Genomic DNA, 20,514 nt, shown 5'->3' on the forward strand with positions numbered 1-20,514 from the left:
GGCGCGGCGTCGGGCCACTCGTCGCCCCACGGGCTGGCCGCCTGCCGCAGCGCGTCCGGATCGAGGATGGTCAGCGGCCGCGGCCGGCGGTCCAGGATGCCCCGCGAGCGCCACAGCCGGAACCAGCGCACCAGCGTCTCCCGCGAGATCCCGGACCAGTTGGCCAGCTCGGCCTGGCTCATCCGCAGCGGGATCTCCACGCCGCGCGCGGTGCGGCGCCCGAACCGGTGCGCCAGCTCCAGCAGGTGGTACGCCAGGCGCTGCTGGTGCTCGGCCGAGCGCACCGCGTGCCGCCGCCCGCCGAACGTCGTCGTGCGCGCCAGCGTGTGCATCATCGCCTCGGCCACCCGCGGGTTGGCCGACAGCAGGCTGCCGAACTTCTCCCGGTCCAGCCGCAGCGTGGCCACGTGGTCCAGCACGGTCACGGTGCCGCGCTGCGGATGCCCCCACGGGGCGAGCGCGCCCACCAGGTCCCCCGGCCCCACCAGGTCGATGATCGACTCGTCGCCCTCGCTGGAGTCCACGAACTCCTTGGCCACCACGTCCGTCGTGGTGCGCGCCCCCAGCTTGAACACCACGTGCACGCCCGCCGCGATCACCCCCTGGTGGCACAGCGTGCCACCAGGGGGGATGTCGGTCCGCCGGCCCATCGCCCGCAGCGCCTGCCGGTCGGTGTCGCCGAGCCGTTCCCAGAAGCTTCCGGGCCGCGCGTCATGGTCGGCCATGCTCACCCCGCCGCCGTCATGACCGTCGTCCACAGCACGAACGCCGCGCTCGTCCCGACCGCCCAGACCACCGCGTGCCAGGACAGGTCGCAGCACCGGTACGCGGCCCCCAGCAGCCGGCGCAGCTCGACGTCCCGCACGCCCGGCGCCGGGCCGGCGGCGAGGCCGGCCGGCGTCCACGGCACCGTGGGGTCGAGCGGGGCTCCCGTGCCCGCCCGTACCGCCGCCAGCGCCGACACCATCGTGCGGCGGGCCCGGACCACGTAGCCCGCCGCCATCGCGAACGGTCCCGCCACGGGGACCAGGAGCAGCAGCGGAAGCACCCCCGCCGGCATCCGCGTGAGCACGCCGGCCGCCACCACGGCCAGCAGCGCCACCGCGATCGCGGCGTCCTGCCCGCACAGCCTCAGCAGCGTGCAGGCGTGCCCCAGGATCTCCTCCGGCGTCTCCGCCGGGAGCGGCCGCGTCTCGTGACGCGGCCGGAAAACCGTGGCCAACGCGCCCTCCAGGGTCGAAACTGCCCTTCCGTCCTCGATGGTGTGCCACCGGGCCGGAAACGTCCGTCCGGAACGGCACGCCTCGGCTGAGTCCGCTGACCCATTCTGGCTGTCACCCCCGTGCCCGGCCACCCCGCGGATGAGGGAGGATGGGGCACCCGTGATCGCATGGGAAGCGCACGGGATTCGTACCAGGGGCTCGCACCATGGGAGAGGGCACATGAGCTACACGGGGAACGTCGAGGTCGGCGGCCAGGCCGAGGTCCGCGAGCTGCCCGGGCTCACGATCACCAAGATCGCGGTGGGCCCGTACGACAACAACGCCTACCTGCTGCGCTGCGCGGCGACCGGCGAGCAGCTGCTCATCGACGCCGCCAACGAGGCGCCCCGCCTCCTGGAGCTGGTCGGCGACGCGCCGCTCGCCCGGATCGTGACCACCCACCGCCACCAGGACCACTGGATGGCGCTCGAGGAGCTGGTCGAGGCCACCGGCGCCCCGGTCGCGGCCCACCCGTTCGACGCCGAGGCGCTGCCCGTACCGGTGGCGGAGCCCGCCGAGCACGGCTCCGCGATCCGGGTCGGCGAGGCCGAGCTGGAGGTCATCCACCTGCGCGGCCACACGCCCGGCTCGATCGCCCTGCTGTACGCGGGCGACGAGCGCCCGCACCTGTTCACCGGCGACAGCCTCTTCCCCGGCGGCGTCGGCAACACCTGGGGCGACGAGACCCGCTTCAAGCAGCTGTTCGCCGACGTCAGCGAGCGCGTCTTCGACCGCCTGCCCGACGCCACCTGGTTCTACCCGGGGCACGGCAAGGACTCCACCCTGGGCCGCGAGCGCCCGAGCCTTCCCGAATGGGAAGCCCGCGGCTGGTGACCGGACGCCGCGCGCCTTTTCCCGCACGCTTTCCGCGTCTTTCGCGGATTCCCGGGCAGGAACCACTGGTCACAGGTGTTCGTTTTCCCAACCACCAGTGACCGCGGGGGCCGAGACCGGGAGATGAGTGATCCGCGAACTCGAGAAGGCGGAGACAGGGGCGGGGGCGAGCCCCGAGCTGCGCTATCCCGCGGGCTCGCTCGTGCTGGTGGCGGGGCTGCCCGGCGCGGGCAAGAGCACGCTGCTCGACCGGCTGTACGGCCTGGGCGGTGAGGAGGCGGAGCCGGTCGCGATCGACGGCGGCCGGGTGATCGATTCCCGCCAGGCCCGCAACCGCTGGGCGCGCCGGCTGCGCGCCGTCCCGGCCCGGGCCAGGGTGCCGCTGGTGAACGCCACGCACGTGTGGTGGATCGCCCGGGCGGTGATGCGCGGCGAGGGGGTGGTCGCCCACACGCGCGGCACCTGGCCGCACATCCTGCACATGTTCTCCTGGCTGGCCGCCCGGCACGGCGGCCGGGTGCACCTGGTGCTGATCGACGTCGATCCGCGCACGGCGCTGGAGGGGCAGCGGGCGCGCGGCCGCGTGGTGGCGACGATGACGTTCGCGCGGCACTGCCGGCGCTGGCATCCGCTGGTGGAGCGCGCCCGCGGCGGCACGGTCGCCCCGGCCGCCACGGTCACGGTGCTGTCGCGGGCCGAGGCCGACGCGCTGAAGGCCATCCGCTTCACCTGACCGGGACGCGAGCGTGCCCGCCGTGCCCGCATGGCACCATGGGTGCGTCCGGGAACGTCCAGTGTGACGGGGTGCGACGGAGAGGGGCCTGATGCGGTCGAGGGCCGCCTTCGCGGTGATGTGCCTGCTCCTGACCGGCTGCGGGACGCGGTCGACGGCCGCCACGGAGCCCCCGGAGGTCCCGCCGCCCACCGGAGCGCCCACCGGAGCGCCCACCGGCCCCGCGCCCGGCTCGGCCTCCGCCACGGCCTCGACGCCGGCTCCCGCGGCGCGGACGGCCACTCCCCTCGGCAAGCCCGCGTCCTGGCGCATCACGACCTACTACACGGCCGTGCAGTCGTACCACGGGGGCAGGCCCAAGGCCGTGCGCGGGTGCCCGGAGCTGCACTGCAAGTGGGGGAAGACGCCGCTGGGCTCGTACCCGGAGGACTTCCTCAAGATCATCCAAACCGAGGGCAGCGGGCGGATCACCTCGGGACCGCACCGCGGCCGCTACCTGAACTGGTCGCACAGCGTCGGATGGTGGCTGGACGACAGCACCCGCGACTCCACCGCGAAGCCGCTCCGTGCCTGGTCGTCGGCCGCGGCCGACAGGGACGTGCTGGCGCGCGGGCAGCGGTTCGTGATCGCCGACTGCGGCGAGGACTGGAAGGGCCGGCCCGTTCCGGACCGGATCTGCGACCGGTTCCGGGCGGCGGCGTGGAAGGTGACGGACCTGTTCCGCCCCGGGTACGGGGGCGAGCACCACGCCGACGTCTACATCGGCGAGGAGACCGGGCCGGGCTTCACGAAGTCGCCGTACTACACGACCCTGCGCAAGGCCACGATCGTCCCGTCCTAGGCGCGCGGGACGGCCAGGACGGTCGGCTCGGCGCGGCCGCGCAGCACGACCTCCTCGCCGAGCACCCAGTGGCCGCCCTCCTCCGGTCCGGCCTCCTCGACCAGCCGGCCCGCCGCCAGCACCCGGGCGTCGGTGTTCTTGGCCAGGTCGGTGAGGCGGGCGGCCTCGTTGACCGGGTCGCCGATCACCGTGTACTCGAAGCGCTCCTCGGCGCCGATGTGCCCGGCGACCGCCTCGCCCGCCGACACGCCGACGGCCGCGCGCAGTTCGGGGACCTCGGCGGCCAGCCGGACGGCCAGCTCGCGGGCCGCCGCGAGCGCCCGGACCGGCGCGTCCGCCAGCGGCAGCGGCGCCCCGAAGATCGCCAGCGCGGCGTCCCCCTCGAACTTGTTGATCCAGCCGCCGTGCTCGCCGATCGTCTCCACCACCACGGCGAAGAAGTCGTTCAGCAGCTTGACCACCTCGGTGGGCGGCCGGTCGGCGGCCAGCCGGGTGGAGCCGATGATGTCGACGAAGACGACGGCGACCTCGCGCAGCTCGCCGCCGAGGTCGATGCCGCGTTCCAGCGCCACCCGCGCGACGTCCTCGCCGACCTGCCGCCCGAACAGGTCCTGGAGCCGGGCGTGCTCGCGCAGCCCGGCGGCCATGTGGTTGAAGCCGGCCTGCAGGAGGCCGACCTCGCTGGCGTCGTAGACGGGGACCTCGACGTCCAGGTCGCCGCGCTCGACCCGGGCCAGCCCCAGCCGTACCGACTCGACCGGGTCGGCGATCGCGCGGGCCGCCGCGTAGGTGACCGCGAGCCCGACCACGAGGGCGGCGCCGCCCAGCGCGAGCGTCGCCATCGCGAAGTCGCGCAGCGTGACCTTGTGGATGATGAACGAGCCGACCGCCAGCACGATCAGGCCCAGGATCGGGACGGCGGTGCCCAGCGCCCACGCCAGCACCGACCGCGCCACCACGCCGGGCAGGCCGGTGCGGCGCGGCGTCCCGGCGGCCAGCGCGCTGGTCACGGCGCGCCGCAGCAGCCGCTCGGTGAGCAGGTAGACGATCGTGCAGGTGGTCAGGCCGCCGAGCGCGCTGGTGAGGCCGAGCTTGACGGCCAGCAGCCAGGAGAACGGCAGGTTGATCAGGACCCAGCCGATGGTGCCGATGCCCCACAGGGTCAGGTGGACGGCCATCAGCCGCAGCGGCCCGTACAGCAGCAGGGAGCGCTCGTGCTTGTCGGGGGCGCCGTGCCGCTCGGCCAGCCGCCGGATCCGCCGGAAGAACCGCTCGCCGAGCACCAGCCCGGCGGGGACCGCCGCGACCACGTACGCGGTGAAGACCAGGTAGTTGAACGTGCGGAGCCGTTCGGAGACCTCGCCGGCGGGCTCGGGCACCACCATCGTGAACAGCAGCACGACCAGCGCGCCGCCCAGGTTGGCCAGCCCGGTCGCGAGCGTGACCAGGATCCGGGCGCGGCGGGCGATCTGGGCCCGGGAGTCGCCGGGCCGGCCGTCGATCAGGCGCCAGAAGGGCCCGAACAGGCTGCCGCGCCGGCGCCCGCGCGTCCCTTCCGCCGCTTCTGTCTCCATGGGCGTGCAGGTTAGCCGCTCACAGTGACCAATCTGACACCAGGGCGTCAGGCGAGGATCGGCTCCAGCAGCCGGTGGGGCCCCCGGAGGGCCACGCTGACCGGGTCGTCGCGGGTGGGGTCAAGGCCGGGGCCGGGGTGCATCTCCAGCTCCTCCAGCGGTACGACGCGCCCGCAGGCGGGGCAGGCGCCGCCGGTGTCGATGCGCTCGCCGCAGCCGATGTGGACGAACAGCCGGCAGGCCCCCCGGTCGGAGAAGTTGCGGTCGCCCCAGCGGGCCAGCGTGTGGACGACGGGCCACAGCTCGCGGCCGGTGGGGGTGAGCAGGTAGTCCTGGCCCTCCTTCGCGAGCACCCCGGCGTCCAGGAGCGCCTGGAGGCGGGCCGACAGGACGGCGCGGGGGATGTCCAGGTGGGCCTGGAAGTGGCCGAACCGGCGGACGCCGTACAGGGCGTCCCGGACGATCAGCAGCGTCCAGCGCTCCCCCACGACCTCCAGGGCGCGGGCCAGCGAGCAGTCCTGCTTGACGTAGTCCTTGCCGAGTGCCATGGCCCCACATTACCGTCCAGTTAGTTCATTGACCGAACTCGACCGTGCTACGGTCGTCGCCGTTGCGGTTCGTTGATTGAACTTCCAGATGGGAACGGGATGACGACACTGGCCTCCCCCGCGGCCGGCACGGCCGGGGACGCCCGCGGCGCGCTGGCCCTGCCGGCCGCCGCCACGCTGCTGGCGCTGATGAACTACACCGCGCCGCTGGCGATGCTGACCGACACCGCCGCCGGGCTGCACTCCGGTCCCACCGCCCAGATCTGGCTGATGAGCTCGATCAGCCTCGGCCTGGCCGCCGCGCTGCTCGCGGTCGGCAGCCTCGCCGACGACCACGGCCGCAAGCGCGTGTTCGTGCTCGGCGCCGCCCTGCTGGCCGTCTCCAGCGCGGCCTGCGCCGTCGCGCCCGGCTCCGCCGTGTTCGTCGCGGGCCGGATCGTCCAGGGCGCCGCCAGCGCCGCCCTGATCGCGGCGGGGCTGGGTCTCATCGGCGCCACCTTCACCGGCCCGCGGCGCGCGCACGCCACCGGGATCTGGGGCGCCATGGTCGGGCTCGGCATCGCGCTCGGCCCGATCGCCGCCGCCGGGCTGGGCGTCCTGGGCGGCTGGCGGCTCTGGTACTGGGCCACGGTCGCGGGATCGGTACTGCTGGCCGTCGTCGCGGCCCGCACGCTGCGCGAGTCGCGCGCCGCGCGGCGCCGCGGCCTGGACGTGCCGGGCGTGGTGACGATGAGCCTGGGCGTCGCGGCGCTGCTGGCCGCGGTCACCCTGGGCCGGCTCGGCTGGACCCGTCCCGAGGTCGCCGCGCTGCTCGTCCTGGCGGCCGTGCTGCTCGGCGCGTTCGTGCTGGTGGAGGCCCGCCGCCGCGAGCCGATGCTGGACCTCGGCCTGCTCCGCCGGCCCCGCTTCCTGCTGTCGGTCACCGGCGCGCTGGTCACCGGGCTCGGGATCATCGGCCTGATGAGCTTCGTGCCGACCGTCCTGTACGTGACGCTGGGCATGGGCCCGCTGGCCGCCGCGTTCCTGCTGGCCATCTGGTCGGGCCTGTCGTTCGTCGCGGCGGCGCAGGCGCGGCGGCTGCCCGCGCGGCTCCCGGCGGGACGGCTGCTCGCCGCCGCGCTCGTCCTCAACGCCGCCGGCCAGCTCGCGCTGCTGGGCCTCGCCCCGGACGAGCACTGGTGGCGCATGGTCCCCGGGCTGGTCCTGGCCGGGATCGGCAGCGGCCTGGGCAACGCGATGCTGGCGCGGCTGGCCGTGGAGAGCGTCCCGCCCGAGCGCGCGAGCATGGGCTCGGGCGCCAACAACACCGCGCGCTACATCGGCGCCTCGCTCGGCGTGGCGCTCGTCGGAACGATCGTCACCGGGACCGGCGGCCACGCGAGCCCGGCGCAGGCGTACGCGCACGGCGCCAACGTGGCGATCGTGGTCTGCAGCGCCATCGCCCTGCTCGGAGCGGTGTTCGCGGCACTCGTCCCGGACCGGGACTGAACGCCCCGCCCCGCCTAGGCCAGCTCCTCGATGAACTCGGTGAGCTGCGACAGGTTGCGACACTCGTACATCGGGACGATCTCGCCGTACCGGGAGGCCGCCGAGTCGCCGGTGTCCCACTGCGAGCGGGGCTCGGGGTTGAGCCAGTACGCGTGCCGCGCCCGGCCGGCCATCCGCTCCAGGATCGGCAGCGACAGCTCGCCGTAATTGGAGCGGGCGTCGCCCAGCACCAGCAGCGAGGTCTTCGGCGTGATGGCGTCGGCGTACCTCCGGTCGAACACCTTGATCGCGTGGCCGTAGTTGCTGCGGCCGGTGATCCAGACCAGGTCGGCCTCGCGGGCCAGCCGGGTCATGGCGTCCACCACGTCCACGCCGGGGGCGAAGTACTTGGTGATCTCGTCGGTCGCGTCGATGAAAGCGAACGCCCGCACCTTGCTGAACTGCTCCCGCAGCGCGAACGTCAGCAGCAGCGTGAAGTGCGCGAACGCCGACACCGAGTCGCTGGCGTCGCACAGCACGACCAGCTCGGGCTTGTGCGGGCGGCGGGGCCGGTGGTGGGTGGTCAGCGGCACCCCGCCGCTGGCCAGCGAGGCCCGCACCGTCCGGCGGAAGTCCAGCCGGCCGCGGTTGCCCGCGCGCTGCTTCTGCTGGAGCTTGGTCGCCAGCCGGCGCGCGATCGGATAGATCTCGCGGCGCATCGCGGCCAGGTCGCTGCGGGCGGCGCGGCCGAAGTCGAGCTTCTCCAGCGGCGGCCGGACGACCATCCGCGCGGTCCGCTCCACGCCGGTGTCCTCGGCGATGCGCCGCCGCACCTCGCCCGCGACCAGGTCCTGGAACCGCTCGATCCGCGACCGGAAGTTCTGCCGGGCCACGCGCTCGGCCATGCCGCCGCGCTCCCGGTCGTTCAGGACGGCGTTCAGCAGGCTCGCCATCAGCGTCTCGGGCGACATCGCCCGCAGCACGCCGGAGGAGAACCACGACTCCTGGCCGGGCGTCTGCCCGTACTCGGCCACGGCCGTGCGGGCGAACTGGCGCAGCCCCGCGTCGTCGCCCGACAGCAGCAGGTCGAACAGCTCCCGGCGGCGCGCCTGCACCTCGGGGTCCAGCGGCGGCGGTACGCGGCGCTCCCCCGCGGCGGGGCGGCGCGGCTCCGGCCCGGCCGCGGCGCCGTCGCCCAGCGCCGCCGGGAACCACAGGTCGAAGAGGGTGTCGAAGGTCGTGCGGTGCACGGGCCGCTTCACCAGCGTCGCGGCGTACGCCGACCGCAGCGCCTCCCGGTCGACCAGGTCGATCATCTGCAGCGCGCGCACCGCGTCCAGCCCCTCGGCCACCGACACCGGCAGCCCGGCCTCGCGCAGCGCCGCGGTGAAGCCCGTATGCCGGTCGACCAGGGAGCGCCGCTCCCCGCCGGGGGGCGCGGGTACGTCGGGATCCGCCACCGCGATCAGCCCTTGAGTCCCAGTTCCCGGGTGGCGCGCTCCTGGTCGGAGACGTGCTTGAGGACGACCCCGAGGGTGCGCGACACGGCGGCCTCGTCCAGCTCGTCCAACCCCAGGGCCAGCAGGGTACGGGCCCAGTCGACGGTCTCGGCGATCGACGGCGCCTTCTTGACCTCCATCTCGCGCAGCGTCCCGACCGTGCGGACCAGCTGCTCGGCCAGCGCCGCCTCGATCCCGGGGACCTGCGCGAGCACGATGTCGCGTTCCCGTTCGGGGTCGGGATAGTTCAGGTGCAGGTAGAGGCAGCGCCGCTTGAGCGCCTCCGACAGCTCGCGCGCCGCGTTCGAGGTGATGAGCACGAACGGCCGGCGGACCGCGCTGACCGTGCCCAGCTCGGGGATCGTGACCTGGAAGTCCGACAGCACCTCCAGCAGCATGCCCTCGACCTCGACATCGGCCTTGTCGGCCTCGTCGATCAGCAGCACGGTGGGGTGGTCGCGCCGGATCGCCGCCAGCAGCGGCCGCTCCAGCAGGAACTCCTCGGAGAAGATGTCCTCGTGGGTCTCCTGCCAGCCGCGGTCCTGCGGCGCGGCCTGGATCGCCAGCAGCTGCTTCTTGTAGTTGAACTCGTACAGCGCGCGGGCCTCGTCCAGGCCCTCGTAGCACTGGAGGCGGATCAGCTCGGAGCCGGTCGCGGCGGCGACCGCCTTGGCCAGCTCGGTCTTGCCGACCCCGGCCGGGCCCTCCACCAGCAGCGGCTTGCCGAGCGCCTGGGCGAGGAACACCGTGGTGGCGATCGACTCGTCGGCCAGGTAGTCCACCCCCGCCAGCCGCCGCCCGGCGTCGGCCGGCGACGCGAATCCCCCCGCGCCGGCGGCCGTCCCGGATTCCGGCCCGCCGTCCGTTCGAGTGTCGGTCTCAGTTCCCTGGGCGGTCATCCCTTGGCTTTCGTGTAGGTCTGGTTGGTGCCGGCGAACACCATCTTCGTTCCGCCGGCGTTGAGCGTGGCGCCCCAGTAGGAGGCGCTCTTGGGGTCGCCGCCCTGCCAGGAGAAGCGGTACTTGCCCTTGCCCTCGGGGATGACCTGGCCGTTCCAGAGCGCCTGGCGGCCCTTCATCCAGGCGCCGCTGCCGTCGGTCTTGAACAGGAAGTAGTCGCCGTTCGGCCCGTTCCAGCGCCCGACCAGCGGCCTGATCTGCCCGGCCTGCACCTTGGGCACCTTCTCCAGCTTCGAGGCGCCGGCGGACGGGCTGCCGATCGGCACGGAGGGCACGGGGATCGGCGGGCTCGACGACGCGCCGGCGCTCGCCGGGGGCTTGTCGTCGCCGCCGCAGCCCGCGAGGGCGAGGCCGAGGGCGAGCACCGCGCAACCGGCGGCGGCGCGGGCGTGGGGGGCGGCCGAGCGGGCCCGAGCTCTCACGTGGACCTCCGTACTGAATCTGGACGAAGTCGGCATTTTATCCAGGTCATCCCTCTCAGCCCGAGGTCGTACGCGCGGTTTCGTTCCCAGGAGTGAGGCCACCGCCCCGGCGTTGTGCGTATAAACAGGGAATGACCAGTCAACGCCTGCCGCGCGACGATCTCGCCGCGGCGCTGGCGGCCCGGCGGGAGCTGGGGCCCGACTATGACGACGCCTTCATCGAGACGCTCGCCGAGCGCATCGACGAGCAGCTCGCCGCCCGCGCGGCCGCCCGCGGCCCGCGGCCGGGCGTGAGCGCGCCGCCCCGTCCGAGGACCGACCGCTCGCCGGCTCTGGCGATCGTCTCGCTGCTCGCCGCGATCCCGCTCAGCGCGATCGCCGCGGAGATGACGGGCATGCCCGGGTTGATCACCGTGTGGGTGGCCATCGTCCTCGTCAACATCGTCCACGCCTGGCGGCCGTGACCGGGCCGCGGCGGGCGGGACGCCCGCCGCGGTCCCGCCGCTACTTGCCGGGCTCGGGGTCGCGGGGCAGGCCGAGCAGCCGCTCGCCGATGATGTTCAGCTGCACCTCGGTGGTGCCGCCGTAGATCGTCATCGCCCGGCTGAACAGCATCGCCCGCGCCACGATGCCGGCGCGCGTCATCGGCGCCTCGGTCGCGGCCGCGGCGCCCTGCGCGGCCCAGCAGTGGTCGGCGACGTCCTGGTTGAACTGGACGCCGAGCAGCTTGCGGACCGACGCCTCGGCGCCCGGCTCCACGCCGTTCAGCTGCTTGAGCGTGGTCCGCAGGCCCAGCAGGTCGATCGACTGGCCCTGCGCGACCAGCCCGCCCACCTCGGCCAGGGCGACCGGGTCCAGGCCCGCTTCCTCACCCTCGTAGAACTTCAGCAGCTCGGGCACGCCCATGCCCATGCCGCCGCCGGTCGACAGCGACACCCGCTCGTTGCTGAGGGTGTTGCGGGCGACCTGCCAGCCCTTGTCGACCTCGCCGACGACCTGGTCGTCGGGGACGAACACCTCGTCCAGGAAGACCTCGTTGAACAGCGCCTCGCCGGTCAGCTCGCGCAGCGGCCGCACGTCCACGCCCGGCGCCTTCATGTCGACCAGGAAGTACGTGATGCCGTCGTGCTTGGCCGCGTCGGGGTTCGTCCGGGCCAGGCAGAAGCCCCACTGCGCGTGCTGGGCGACCGACGTCCAGATCTTCTGCCCGGTCAGCCTCCAGCCGCCCTCGACCCGCTCGGCCCGCATCGACAGCGAGGCCAGGTCGGAGCCGGCGCCCGGCTCGCTGAACAGCTGGCACCAGATCATCTCGCCGCGCAGCGTCGGGCGCAGGAAGCGCTCCTTCTGCTCGTCGCTGCCGTAGGCGACCAGCGACGGCACCAGCCAGGCGCCGATCACCAGGTTGGGCGCCTTGACCTTCGCGGCCTTGAGCTCCTGCTGGATGAGGACCTGCTCGATCGGCCCGGCGCCGCGGCCCCAGGGCTCGGGCAGGTGCGGCACGGTCCAGCCCGCGTCGCCCATGGTGCGGTGCAGCTCGCCCTTGTCGGAGATCTTCGCCAGTTCGGCGATCTCGGCGCGGATCCGCTCGCGTACCGGCTGGGCGTCCTCGTCCAGCTCCAGCACGACCTCGCGGCGGCCGCCGGCCAGCGCCGTCCCGGCCACCTCGGCCGCGTACCCCTTGGCGGGGCCGGCGAGGGCGCGCAACGTCAGCGCGCGGCGCAGGTAGAGGTGCGCGTCGTGCTCCCACGTGAAGCCGATGCCGCCGAGGATCTGGATGGCGTCGCGGGCCGTCTTCACGCCGGCGTCCAGCGCGATCACGCCCGCCACCGCGGTGGCGAACGCGGCGTCCTCGGCGCCGTCGTCGAGGGCGCGGGCGGCGTCCCAGACGGCGGCGCGGGCCTGCTCCAGCGCGATCAGCATCCGGGCGGCCTTGTGCTTGACGCCCTGGAACTGGCCGATCGGGCGGCCGAACTGCTCGCGGACCTTGGCGTACTCGGACGCGGTGGTGACGCACCAGCCCGCCGTGCCGGCCGCCTCGGCCCCCAGCAGCGTGGCGGCCAGGCCCCGGACGCCGGCGTCGGTGAGGCCGTCCAGGACGCGGTCGGCGGCGACCTGCGCCCCGGCCAGCTCGACCTTGGCGACCCGGCGCACCCGGTCGAGGCTGGCCTCGACCGGGGTCACGGTCGCCTCGGCGGCGTCCACGGCCACCCACTCGGTCCCGCCGCCCTCGACGGCGACCGGCAGCACGAGCACGTCGGCGAGCGCGGCGCCCAGCACCGGCTCGGCGGTGCCGGTGACGACGAGCGCGTCGCCGTCCCGGCGCCCGGTGAGGCCGCCGGCCAGCGCGAGGGCGCCGGTCCGGGAGCCGTCACCGAGCCCGGGCAGCAGCTCGGCGCGGGCCTTGGCGTTGCTGGAGGCGTTCACCGCCGCGCCGGCGAGCACGGTCGGCAGGAACGGGCCGGGCGCCGCGGCCCGGCCCAGCTCCTCCAGCACGACGGCCAGCTCCAGCAGGCCGTAGCCCTGCCCGCCGTGCTCCTCGTCCAGGTGCAGGCCGAGCAGGCCCTGCTCGGCCAGGGCCGACCAGAACTCCGGGCGGACCTCCTCGCCGGCGTCCAGCGCGGCCCGTACGACCGCGGCCGTGATGTTGCGCTCGGCGAACCCGCGTACCGACTCGGCGAGTGCCTCATGCTCTTCGGTCAGCCCGATGGCCATGCGTCACCTTCTCTCAGCCCCATTGGTGTCGACCCTGATTCTAGAACAGGATTCGGGTCACCGTGGGGAGTGACTTTGGTCTCAGATCGGGTAACGCGGGACCCTCAGGTCTCGCGAGCCTCCTCGCGCGCCTCCAGCACGGCCGGGGCATCCGCCTCGCCCTTGCCGGCCGCCTTGGGCGCCGCCTCAGGGGCGCCCTCCGCGGCGGCGGGGGCGCGCCGCTGCCCGACCGTGAGGCTGGCCAGCGTAACGGCCACGAGCGTGCCGGCGATCACCGCGAGGGACAGCCAGATCGGGATGTCGGGCGCCCAGGAGACACCGTACTCGTGCATCGCGTGCAAGATCAGCTTGACCCCGATGAAGCCGAGGATGAACGCCAGCCCGTGGCTCAGGTAGACCAGCCGCTCGGCGAGCCCGCCCACCAGGAAGAACAGCTGGACCAGGCCCATCAGGGCGAACGCGTTGGCGGTGAAGACCAGGTACGGCTCGGTGGTCAGGCCGAAGATCGCCGGGATGGAGTCCAGCGCGAACATCACGTCGGTGGAGCCGATCGCCACGATCACGATGAACAGCGGGGTGAACAGCCGCCGGCCGTTCCTCCGCGTGAAGATCTTGTTGCCCTCGTACTCGTCGCTGGTCGGCAGCACCTTGCGCGCCCAGCGCAGCAGGAAGTTCTCGCCGACCTCCTCGTCCTCGTCCAGGTGCCGGATCATGCCGATCGCGGTCCAGATCAGCAGGGCGCCGAAGATGATGAACACCCAGGTGAAGGCGTGTAGCGCGGCGGCGCCCGCGGCGATGAAGACGCCCCGCAGGACCAGCGCGATGATGATCCCGGCCATCAGCACGGTGTGCTGCGCGCTCTTGGGGACGGCGAACCGCGCGAGGATCACCATGAAGACGAAGAGGTTGTCGACGCTCAGGCTCTTCTCGGTGACGAAGCCGCCGAAGTACTGCGCGGCGTACTCGCCTCCGGAGAACGCCCAGACGCCGAGCCCGAAGACGACGGCGAGCCCGATGTAGATCGAGGACCAGAACGCGGCCCGGCGAGTGGTGAACTCGCGGGTGTCGTTGCGGTGGATGAGGAACAGGTCGGCCAGGATGACGGCGAGGATCCCGAACAGCGTCAGGCCCCACACCAGGGGGGACACGTGCAAAACAGCACCTCCGGCGGGCATGGTTCAGCGCCGGAGGTCTCTCCCGCCCTGGTCGACCGGTGCGGGCCGCCGATCCCGGGCCGATACGGATCGGCCGTGCTGACGAAACCGGCGCGCAGGGATACTCCCCTCCACTACCTCCTCAAACGCAGCGCCCTTCCAAGGCGTTCCAAAGATCCAGAATTTTCTCAGGAAAAGATCGAACCGGATCCGCGCGGGAGGCGTCTAAGACCTGACCGCTTCCCACTCGGGCACCGTTTCAGCCCGGTTCAGCCCGCGAGCCGCAGGTAGATGCCCGCGAGCTGGTCGACGGCGTCGGACTCGCTCGGCAGTGACTCGGCCCGCTCCGCTGCGGCCGCGCCGAGCCGGACGGCCAGCGCCGAGTCGTCCAGGACGCGGCTCACGGCCCGTTCCAGCGCGGCGGGGTCGTTCGGCGGGACGAGCAGCGCCGCCTCCGACTCCGGCCCGTGCACCAGCGCGTCCCCGGAGCCGGGCGCCCGCACCGCCCCGACCATCCGCGGGATCCCGCCGACCCTGGTCGCCACCAGCGGCCGCCCGGTCCGCAGGATCTCCTGGACGATCAGCGGCTGCCCCTCCCACAGGCTCGGCACCACGGTCACGTCGGCCGCCGCCAGCAGCGCCGGGACGTCGCCGCGGCCGCCGAGCAGCCGGACCGGCAGGTCCTCGCGGTCGATCCGGTCCTGGAGCACGCCCCTGAGCGGGCCGTTCCCGACGATCGCGACCAGCGGCGGCGGGGTCCGGCGCGCCCACCCCTTCGCCGCGTCCAGCAGCAGCGGCAGCCCCTTCTGGTCGGCCAGCCGGGCCACCGTCAGGATCAGCGGCCGCTCCCCCACGCCCAGCTCGGCGCGCAGGTCCGACCGGGCCGCCGGGCCCGGCTGCGAGCGCGGCACCGGCGCGGGCACCAGCGCGTGCCCGACCGAGCGGGCGCCCAGCTCGCGCATCCGGTCCTCCAGGTCGGGCGAGACGCCGAGGACCTCGTCGGCGCCCAGCGCCACCACGCGCTCCAGCGCCGCGTACGCCATCGCCGTCGTCCCGCCGGCGATCACCGCGTTGTGCAGCGTCACCACGAGGGGCGCGCCGCCGCGGGACAGCCGCAGTGGACCGGGCGCGACCCGCGCGCAGGCCGCCGCCGCCAGGCCGCCCGCCCGCAGCCCGTGCGCGTGCACCACGTCCGCGCCGCGCAGCATCGCGCGCAGCCGCCCCACCGCCTTCGCGTCGCTCATCGGGCGGGGCCGGTCGGCCAGGTCGATCGCGGCGAACCGCACCCCGTGCCGCCCGAACCGGAACGTCTCCTCGGTCTCGGCGGGCCCGCACACCACCACCCGCGCGCCCCGCCCGGCCAGCCCGAACGCCACCGACCGCACATGCCGGCCGACACCGCCCGCGCTGGTGCCGAGGACGAGCGCCACCCGCAGCCCGTCCAGCTTGGCCACATCTCCCGCGGCAGCGTGTCGTTCAGTCATTCCGCCCACCTTCCGGCTCAGTGTCACTCCGGGGGCGGCCCCCCAGGCCCCCCGGCCTCCGCCCACCCGTCAGCACGGCCCGCAGATCCCGGCCGTCGATCACGAACGCGACCGCCGCGAACGCGGCCGCGGCGACGACGGCGGCGAGCGCGGCGATCCCGATGTTCAGCACCTGTCCCCCCGTGCCGAGGGCGGCCGCGGCGGCGTTGCCCGCGGCCCCTCCGGCGGCTCCCCCGGCGATCCCGGCGGCCAGCGCGCGCGGTACGCCCCGTACCGCGGCCCGGCCCCGGGCCCGCACCACCGCGGCCAGCAGCAGCGCCCCCGCCACGGTCATGCCGGCGGCGTTGCCCAGCCCCAGCGCCGCCACCACCCACTGCCGCTCGACGGTGAGCACCAGCGCCACGTCGGCGGCCATCACCAGCAGCCAGCCGGCGACGGTGGCGGCGGCCCCCATCCTGCCCCGATGGCAGGCGAACAGCACCCGTCCCAGGTGGGCGACGAGCCCGTACCCGAGCAGCCCCGGCGCGAAGGCCAGCACCGCCCGGCTCAGCACGTCCTGCTGGTCCGCCTGCCCGGGATTGAACACCGCGGCGGCCGGGAGCGCCACCGCGGCCAGCACGGCCGCGCCCGCGCACGACGCCAGTATCACCGCGCGGGTGGTGGCGGCGGTGATCCGGTCGAACTCCGCGGGCTCCTCCGTGCGCGCCGACAGCATCGGGAACGCGCTGGTCGCGATCGGCACCGCGAGGATCGCCCACGGCAGCAGGTAGATCGCCCACGCGTACTGGTAGTTGGCCAGCGCCCCGCCGGTGCCCTCGTAGCTGAGCCGCACCACCAGCAGCGCCGACAGCTGCTGCGCCAGCACCGTCGCCAGCCCGGCCACCGCGAGCCGCCGCACCTTCGGCGCCACCCCCTCGGGGAAGCGCAGCGCGGGCCGCAGGCCCAGCCGCAGCCGCCAGGCCGCCACGCCGGCCGTCGCCGCCATCGCCACCCCGCCGAGCGCGGTCCCGACCGACAGCGTCAGCTCCGCCGGCAGCGGCAGCCCCGCCAGGTCGTTCTCGTACCCGCGGCCCAGCGGCGCGTACGCCAGGTACGCCCCGATCACCACCACGCTCGACATCAGCGGGGCCAGCGCGGGCGCGACGAACCGCCGGTGCGACTGCAGCAGCCCGTACAGGACGACCGCGACCCCGTACATCACCATCTGCGGCGCCATGACCGCCATCATGTCGGCGCCGACCGACACGATCCCCGACCGCGAGCAGCCCTGCAGGTCGCCGCCGACCAGCAGCTCCATCAGGGGCCGCGACAGCAGCGCCATCACCGCCGACACCGGCACCATCAGCAGGACGATCCAGGTCAGCAGCGCCGAGGCGATCCGCTTGACCTGCTCCCTGTCCCCGCGCTCGGCCGGACCCGCCAGGACGGGCACGACCATGCCGGCCAGCGCGCCGCCCGCGACGATCTCGTACACGATGCTCGGCAGCTGCGTCGCGGTGAAGTACGCCTGGCTCAGGCACGACGTGGTGACCGTCTGCGAGAACGCGTACGTCCGCCCGAAACCGGCCAGCCGCGACAGCACGGTGATCACACCGATGACCACCGCGGCGCCGGCCAGCCCGCCGGTGATCCGGCGCATGCGCGGCGTCACGCCCGCTCCGCGGGGGGCGGCGGCGCGTCTGTCGGTGTCACGGTCTGGTTCTCACCACTGGCGGTCGGTCGATGGTCGGGGGGCGTGCGCCGGACGGGCCGCGCCGCCCGGCGGGCCGGCAGCCCTCGGGGCGCCCTCCGGGTTCACCGGCGGGCGCTCGGGGGCGGCGGGCTCAGGGAGCCGGGTCGGCGACCGGGGCCGGCCCCGCCTGCGCGGGCACCGCGCCCGTCGGCACCGGGGCCGCCGGCGGGCGGCGGCCCAGCATGTCGATCCGGTCCAGGACCGGCGTGTTCTTGATCACCTTGGTGAAGGAGACGAACTCGCTGGCGGCGTTCAGGCCGGTCAGCCCGGCCAGCACCGCCAGCCGGGGACCGCGGCCCAGCCGGGTCGCGGCCAGGCCCAGCAGCGCGCCGAGCGCGTTGGAACCGGTGTCGCCCAGCATGGCGCGCTCGGCCAGGTCCGCGGGAAGCAGCGCGGCCGCGGCGCCCAGCGGGGCGGCGACGACGGCCGAGCCGGCGGGGGTGACCGCCAGCGGCACGCCGGTGATCAACCCTACCTTGATCGCGCGGCCGGGGCGCAGGTCGAACAGGTTCATCAGGTTGGCGCCGGCGGCCACGATCGCGCCGTTGACCAGCGTGTCGAACGCCCGTCCCGCCCGGGAGGGAGTGGGCGAACCCGCGATCGCCGCCGCCACCACGCCGGTCGCGCCGATCCCGAGGATCTTCACCGCGCCGCTGGTGACCTCGCCCCTGGCCAGCGCGCCCAGATGCCCCTTGAAGCCGCGCGAGTCGGCCGAACCGGCCAGGTCGTCGTAGCCGCCGAGGATCCCGGCGCCGGCACCGGCCAGCAGCGCCGCGGCGCGGGTCCGGCCGCCGAGGCCGGGGGTCAGCAGCGCGCCGGCGGCGGCGCCGGCCACGAAGGCGGGCCCCTCCAGGAGGGTGACCGGTTCGCCGCGGTGGTTGGTGCGGCCCCAGACCTCCTCGCCCGGCAGCCCGTTCAGGCCGGGCGGGCGTGCGGTCAGCGACCGGTACGCGGCGCCCGCCGCGACGGCGCCGAGCGCGGCGCCGGCGAGCACCCGGGCGGCAGGTCGGATCATGCTCATCCGTTCCCTCCGGCGGCCGGGACCGGCGAGGGGAGGTAGCCGTTCACGCCCGAGCCCGTCCCGTAGCGGCCGGTCTTGCCGCTCATCTCGTTCTGCAGCGCCAGGATCGCCGCCACCTGCCCCGAGGCCGTGTCGACGGTGTCCTGCGAGGAGACCGTCTTGTCGGTGTCGGAGTCGCGCAGCGCGGCGAGCAGCCCGCCCTCCTGCGTGGAGGTCGTCGGGCCGCCGACCACGGTGCCGCGGCCGGCGCCGTCCAGCGCGGCCGCCAGCGAGAGCAGCGCCTTGTTGTCGGTGTCGCCGCTCTCGGACACGTACGGCGACGACGGTGCGATCACGACCGCGAGTGTCGCATGCTGGCCGGGCTTCCCGCTGGTGGTCACGTAACCCGCCTGCCGGAACCCGCCGAGGATCGACGCGGTGGCGGCGTCCTCCCGGCCGGCGTTGGCGCCGTCCCTGGTCATCAGCGCGGACGCCAGCACCGCGCCGGCCTTGTCGTAGGTGCCGGCGCCGGACGGGAAGGCCAGCTCGCCGGGCTTGAGCTGGGCGGCCAGCTCGTCGACGGTGCTCGCCTGGTCGTCGTCCAGGAACTTCTTCTGGATCGTCACCCGGCCGGTGACGGTGGCGCCCGAGTTCTTGGCCAGCCCGCTCAGCTGCTCGATGCTGGAGTTGCTGGCGCCCGGCGTCTCGACGAAGACCACCGACTGGCCCTTGAGCCGGTCGGCGACGATCTGCGGCGCGAGCGTGCGGGCGAAGTTCTCGTCGCCCTCCACCTGGGTGCGCAGCCTGTCCTCGGCGCGGCGGTGCTCCTCGTTGCTCTTGGCCAGCGCGGCGGTCTGCCGCTGGAGGCCCTTGGTCACCGACTGCGACAGCGTGGTGGAGCCGAGGATGATGCCCAGCGCCAGCGACAGGAAGATCGCGACGATGGAGACGAGGTGGTAGCGGAAATCGATCACGTGAAGAGTCCGGTCAGCCAGAAGATGAACGCGTGCCAGCGGTCGGCCAGCAGCGGGCGGATGACATCCCCGGCCGGCGACATGAACACGGCGGTGGTCATGGCGATGAAGGCGCCGAGCACGAGGAACAGCAGCGAGCCGGTGGAGATCCGGCTGCGGTAGAGGCGGCTCACGCCCTTGGCGTCCACGAGCTTGCTGCCCACCCGCAGCCGGGTGAGGAACGTGCTCGCCATCCCGGCGCGCCCCTTGTCGAGGAACTCCACCATGTTGGCGTGCGTGCCGACCGCGACGATGAGCGAGGCGCCCTTGTCGTCGGCGAGCAGCATCGCGATGTCCTCGCTGGTCGCGGTGGCCGGGAACACCACCGCCTCCTGGTCCAGCTCGTGCACCCGCTTGAGGCCCGGCGCCCGGCCGTCGCGGTACGCGTGCACGACGATCTCGGCGCCGCAGGTCAGCGCGTCGTCGGAGACCGAGTCCATGTCGCCGACGATCATGTCGGGCCGGTAGCCGGCCTCCAGCAGCGCGTCCGCGCCGCCGTCCACGCCGATCAGCACGGGGCGGTACTCGCGGATGTACGGGCGCAGCGCCGCGATGTCCTCGCGGTAGTGGTAGCCGCGCACCACGATCAGCGCGTGCCGGCCCTCCAGCCGGGTGCTGACCTCGGGCACGCCGACGCCGTCGATGAGCAGGTCGCGCTCGCGCTTGACGTACTCCATCGTGTTGGCGACGAACGCCTCGAGCTGGTGCGACAGCCCCGCCTTGGCCTCGGTGATGGACGCCTCGACGGTCTCGGCGTTCTGCGCCGTGCCCTTGGCGATCACCTCGTCGCCGCGGTAGACGACCTCGTCCTCCAGCCTGACCTGGTCGCCCTCGTCGAGCCGGGTGAAGATCTCCGGGCCGACGTCGTCGACCAGCGGGATCCCGGCCTCCACCAGGATCTGCGGGCCGAGGTTGGGATAGCGGCCCGAGATGCTCGGCGCGACGTTCACCACGCCGCCCACCTCGCACGACACCAGCGCCTCGGCGCTGACCCGGTCGAGGTCGACATGGTCGATGACGGCGATCTCGCCGGGCTGCAGGCGCTTGGTCAGGTTCTTGGTGCGGCGGTCGAGCCGGACCGCGGCGCTCACTCCGGCACGGCCGTCCTCCCGGCCACGGCGCAGCGGTAGTACGCGCCGCGGCAGCTTCTGGGAGAGCCGGACGCGCCGCTCGGTGGTCGAAGACGGGTCGTTCATCAACAATCATCCTGCCAGAGCGCGGGGGGCGACACCGGTAACGACGAACGGGCAGGCGTGTTCGTTCGTGCACGGTCTGTGGTT

At 74.2% G+C, this 20,514-nt stretch carries 19 protein-coding genes; 5 read left to right on the plus strand and 14 right to left on the minus strand.

What is annotated here, in order from left to right; all coding sequences use genetic code 11:
• Together AB0881_RS36615 and AB0881_RS36620 are read right to left on the minus strand one after the other, a co-directional pair.
• The coding region (locus AB0881_RS36615; protein ID WP_366624700.1) for a Crp/Fnr family transcriptional regulator at nucleotides 1-758 on the minus strand (758 nt) is incomplete at its 3' end.
• Nucleotides 728-1,222, minus strand: a complete 495-nt coding sequence (locus tag AB0881_RS36620; RefSeq protein ID WP_366624702.1) for a hypothetical protein — start codon at nucleotides 1,220-1,222, stop codon at nucleotides 728-730. The genes AB0881_RS36620 and AB0881_RS36615, both read right to left, overlap by 31 nt.
• A 220-nt stretch (nucleotides 1,223-1,442) precedes the next feature.
• Between AB0881_RS36620 and AB0881_RS36625 the strand changes: the two genes are divergently transcribed.
• From AB0881_RS36625 to AB0881_RS36635, 3 genes are all read left to right on the plus strand, one after another.
• The gene (locus AB0881_RS36625) at nucleotides 1,443-2,096 is read left to right on the plus strand and encodes an MBL fold metallo-hydrolase (RefSeq protein WP_366624704.1); all 654 of its coding nucleotides are present in this window, start codon (nucleotides 1,443-1,445) and stop codon (nucleotides 2,094-2,096) included.
• Nucleotides 2,097-2,223: 127 nt separating this feature from the next.
• Nucleotides 2,224-2,829, plus strand: a complete 606-nt coding sequence (locus AB0881_RS36630) for an AAA family ATPase (RefSeq protein ID WP_366624706.1) — start codon at nucleotides 2,224-2,226, stop codon at nucleotides 2,827-2,829.
• A gap of 91 nt (nucleotides 2,830-2,920) precedes the next feature.
• The gene (locus tag AB0881_RS36635) at nucleotides 2,921-3,670 is read left to right on the plus strand and encodes a hypothetical protein (protein WP_366624708.1); all 750 of its coding nucleotides are present in this window, start codon (nucleotides 2,921-2,923) and stop codon (nucleotides 3,668-3,670) included.
• Here AB0881_RS36635 and AB0881_RS36640 read toward each other — a convergent pair.
• Together AB0881_RS36640 and AB0881_RS36645 are read right to left on the minus strand one after the other, a co-directional pair.
• Complete coding sequence (locus AB0881_RS36640) at nucleotides 3,667-5,244, minus strand: adenylate/guanylate cyclase domain-containing protein (RefSeq protein ID WP_366624709.1); 1,578 nt, start codon at nucleotides 5,242-5,244, stop codon at nucleotides 3,667-3,669. The two genes, AB0881_RS36635 and AB0881_RS36640, sit on opposite strands and share 4 nt — an antisense overlap.
• A gap of 47 nt (nucleotides 5,245-5,291) precedes the next feature.
• Nucleotides 5,292-5,792: a helix-turn-helix domain-containing protein gene (locus AB0881_RS36645; protein ID WP_366624711.1), complete on the minus strand. Its 501-nt coding sequence runs from the start codon at nucleotides 5,790-5,792 to the stop codon at nucleotides 5,292-5,294.
• Between the two features lie 99 nt (nucleotides 5,793-5,891).
• On the opposite strand from AB0881_RS36645, the gene AB0881_RS36650 reads away from it, so the two are divergent.
• On the plus strand, nucleotides 5,892-7,280 hold the full coding sequence (locus AB0881_RS36650) for an MFS transporter (RefSeq protein WP_366624713.1): 1,389 nt from the start codon (nucleotides 5,892-5,894) through the stop codon (nucleotides 7,278-7,280).
• A 14-nt stretch (nucleotides 7,281-7,294) separates the two neighbouring features.
• Here the strand turns inward: AB0881_RS36650 and AB0881_RS36655 are convergent, their stop codons facing one another.
• The 3 genes from AB0881_RS36655 to AB0881_RS36665 are packed head-to-tail and all read right to left on the minus strand — an operon-like array spanning nucleotide 7,295 to nucleotide 10,139.
• Nucleotides 7,295-8,719 carry a VWA domain-containing protein gene (locus AB0881_RS36655; RefSeq protein WP_366624715.1) on the minus strand — a complete coding sequence of 475 codons (1,425 nt, stop codon included), beginning with the start codon at nucleotides 8,717-8,719 and terminating at the stop codon, nucleotides 7,295-7,297.
• Between the two features lie 5 nt (nucleotides 8,720-8,724).
• Nucleotides 8,725-9,657, minus strand: a complete 933-nt coding sequence (locus AB0881_RS36660; protein ID WP_366624717.1) for a MoxR family ATPase — start codon at nucleotides 9,655-9,657, stop codon at nucleotides 8,725-8,727.
• The gene (locus AB0881_RS36665; protein WP_366624719.1) at nucleotides 9,654-10,139 is read right to left on the minus strand and encodes a hypothetical protein; all 486 of its coding nucleotides are present in this window, start codon (nucleotides 10,137-10,139) and stop codon (nucleotides 9,654-9,656) included. Before AB0881_RS36665 ends, AB0881_RS36660 begins: the two co-directional genes overlap by 4 nt.
• A gap of 131 nt (nucleotides 10,140-10,270) precedes the next feature.
• Here AB0881_RS36665 and AB0881_RS36670 point away from each other — a divergent pair, with 131 nt between their 5' ends.
• A complete protein-coding gene (locus tag AB0881_RS36670) occupies nucleotides 10,271-10,603 on the plus strand; it encodes a hypothetical protein (protein ID WP_366624721.1) in 333 nt (110 codons plus the stop codon).
• A gap of 40 nt (nucleotides 10,604-10,643) precedes the next feature.
• On the opposite strand, the gene AB0881_RS36675 is transcribed toward AB0881_RS36670, so the two are convergent.
• From AB0881_RS36675 to steA, 7 genes are all read right to left on the minus strand, one after another.
• A complete protein-coding gene (locus tag AB0881_RS36675) occupies nucleotides 10,644-12,851 on the minus strand; it encodes an acyl-CoA dehydrogenase (protein ID WP_366624723.1) in 2,208 nt (735 codons plus the stop codon).
• A 104-nt stretch (nucleotides 12,852-12,955) separates the two neighbouring features.
• Nucleotides 12,956-13,999, minus strand: a complete 1,044-nt coding sequence (locus AB0881_RS36680; RefSeq protein WP_366624756.1) for a TerC family protein — start codon at nucleotides 13,997-13,999, stop codon at nucleotides 12,956-12,958.
• Nucleotides 14,000-14,274: 275 nt separating this feature from the next.
• Nucleotides 14,275-15,489 (minus strand): glycosyltransferase family 4 protein, encoded by a 1,215-nt coding sequence (locus AB0881_RS36685; RefSeq protein WP_366624725.1) that lies wholly within the window; start codon nucleotides 15,487-15,489, stop codon nucleotides 14,275-14,277.
• The gene (locus tag AB0881_RS36690) at nucleotides 15,482-17,140 is read right to left on the minus strand and encodes a lipid II flippase MurJ (RefSeq protein WP_366624726.1); all 1,659 of its coding nucleotides are present in this window, start codon (nucleotides 17,138-17,140) and stop codon (nucleotides 15,482-15,484) included. Before AB0881_RS36690 ends, AB0881_RS36685 begins: the two co-directional genes overlap by 8 nt.
• 172 nt (nucleotides 17,141-17,312) lie before the next feature.
• Complete coding sequence (locus tag AB0881_RS36695) at nucleotides 17,313-18,242, minus strand: hypothetical protein (protein WP_366624728.1); 930 nt, start codon at nucleotides 18,240-18,242, stop codon at nucleotides 17,313-17,315.
• On the minus strand, nucleotides 18,239-19,195 hold the full coding sequence (locus AB0881_RS36700; protein ID WP_366624730.1) for a copper transporter: 957 nt from the start codon (nucleotides 19,193-19,195) through the stop codon (nucleotides 18,239-18,241). The genes AB0881_RS36695 and AB0881_RS36700 overlap by 4 nt, the downstream gene beginning before the upstream one ends.
• On the minus strand, nucleotides 19,192-20,430 hold the full coding sequence (gene steA, locus AB0881_RS36705) for a putative cytokinetic ring protein SteA (protein WP_366624732.1): 1,239 nt from the start codon (nucleotides 20,428-20,430) through the stop codon (nucleotides 19,192-19,194). Before steA ends, AB0881_RS36700 begins: the two co-directional genes overlap by 4 nt.
• Between the last annotated feature and the right edge of the window lie 84 nt (nucleotides 20,431-20,514).

The sequence above is a fragment of the Spirillospora sp. NPDC029432 genome (assembly GCF_040703975.1).
Taxonomy (GTDB): domain Bacteria; phylum Actinomycetota; class Actinomycetes; order Streptosporangiales; family Streptosporangiaceae; genus Spirillospora.